The 1,701-nt window shown below is 40.0% G+C and carries 3 protein-coding genes; all 3 read right to left on the bottom strand.

Annotated elements, in window-relative coordinates; all coding sequences use genetic code 11:
* A partial coding sequence (locus AC6F75_RS12785) for a methylated-DNA--[protein]-cysteine S-methyltransferase (protein ID WP_500715481.1) occupies positions 1-215 on the bottom strand: 215 nt, incomplete at its 3' end.
* The gene (locus AC6F75_RS12790) at positions 215-844 is read right to left on the bottom strand and encodes a LysE family transporter (protein WP_500715482.1); all 630 of its coding nucleotides are present in this window, start codon (positions 842-844) and stop codon (positions 215-217) included. The genes AC6F75_RS12785 and AC6F75_RS12790, both read right to left, overlap by 1 nt.
* Before the next feature lie 37 nt (positions 845-881).
* Positions 882-1,556, bottom strand: coding sequence for a tRNA (guanosine(46)-N7)-methyltransferase TrmB (gene trmB, locus AC6F75_RS12795; protein ID WP_500715483.1), 675 nt, complete (start codon positions 1,554-1,556; stop codon positions 882-884).
* Between the last annotated feature and the right edge of the window lie 145 nt (positions 1,557-1,701).

Raw genomic sequence — 1,701 nt, forward strand, 5'->3', positions numbered from 1 at the left:
TGTTTGCCGGTAAGGAGGCCTTTCCTGTTCACCACGCGGTGTGCGGGCACATCAGGCAGATTATGTGAGGCGTTCATCGCCCAGCCCACCATTCTTGCACTCCCGGGGGCACCAATGTGTTTGGCAATAGCACCATAAGAAGTCACCTTCCCGTAAGGGACCTGCCTTACCACTTCATAAACACGAGAAAAAAAGTTTTGTTCCTCTTGTGACACTATAGAAGGTTTAAAATTTTCAATAGGGTAAAAACAGATATGAGTCCCGTTATTCCACCAATGATGTAGTTGACATTCAGTTTTAATTCGCTTTGTTTTTTCTTGACGTAATCGAAATAATGCACATAGGCAGCGAGCATGGTCAAAGTTCCAAGGGCAGATCCAAAAATACACAATGCTATAAATGATTTTGTGAAATCAAACCACCCAAAAGATGAAAAGGTAATGCTTAAATATACCCAATAAGGTAGCGGAAATAAATTCAGGCCAGCGACAATGAGTCCCTGAAAAAACCTGCGTCTTTTTGATTTGTGATGAATTTGTTGGGAGAGGGTTCTCTTTTCTTTTGCTATAAACAAAAAGTAAATTGTGATGCCGATAAAAATGACCAACCCTACTTGTTGAAGTACACTAATTATCTCGGGATGTTTGTCCAGATACCTTGCAAAAAGAAGGGCCAGATATACTTGAACGGTAACAGTGGTGATAACACCCAGGGAAAAAAGAAATGCATTTCTGCGGCTTTCTTCGATGCTTATTTTTGCTGCTGACATATTAAGAAGCCCGGGGGGGATGACTCCAATTAAGGCAAATGTATAGCCAAAAATAAAGTACAGTATGTATTCCATGAATAGGCGTTTACCGAGTGAAGATAAATAAATTATTTTAGCTTAGCTTAAATTTAATGTAGGTTATTTTTTTGCCCACTTCCAGATATTGTTTTTCATAAAAAGTCTGAATGCTTGTCACCTCTTTTGGGGCATATTCTGTGCTGTACACATCGTGGTGTGCATAGATGATTTCGTGATTTAAGCCGTGAAGCAACCCTAGAGTATAGCCGTGCATAAATTCACTGTCAGTTTTCAGGTGAATAACCCCATCGGGTTTCAATACTTTTTTATAACTGTTTAAAAAACCTGCATTGGTCATGCGGTGTTTGGTGCGCTTGTATTTGATTTGCGGATCGGGGAAAGTAATCCAGATTTCAGAAACTTCGTTTTGTCCAAAAACATGTTCAATAAGCTCGATTTGAGTGCGCACAAAACCCACATTGTTGAGGTTTTCTTCCAAAGCTGTTTTGGCCCCGCGCCAAAACCTGGCTCCTTTAATGTCAATGCCTATAAAATTTTTATCGGGGTTTTGTTGCGCCAGCGCTACTGAATATTCACCCTTACCACATCCCAGTTCCAGAACAATGGGGTTGATGTTTTTAAAGAAGGATTCATTCCACTTGCCTTTAAAACTAAAGGCGTCATTGAGTAGTTCATCCCTTTTGGGTTGGATGACGTTTGAAAAAGTTTCGTTTTCCTTAAAGCGTTTGAGTTTGTTTTTACTTCCCACAACAATTATTTAATTTTTTGGCAAAATTAAGGAAATATTACCCGGCAGGAATAATCCTTACCTTTGTTTTTATGCAAAATCAGAAAACCATTTTGGTTGCGCCACTGCACTGGGGTTTAGGCCACGCCACGCGTTGTATACCCAT

The organism is Planktosalinus sp. (assembly GCF_059864935.1).

Coding starts and splice junctions, on each gene's coding strand:
- AC6F75_RS12790 (WP_500715482.1), bottom strand. CDS start 844: ATGGAATACATACTGTACTTTATTTTTGGCTATACATTTGCCTTAATT.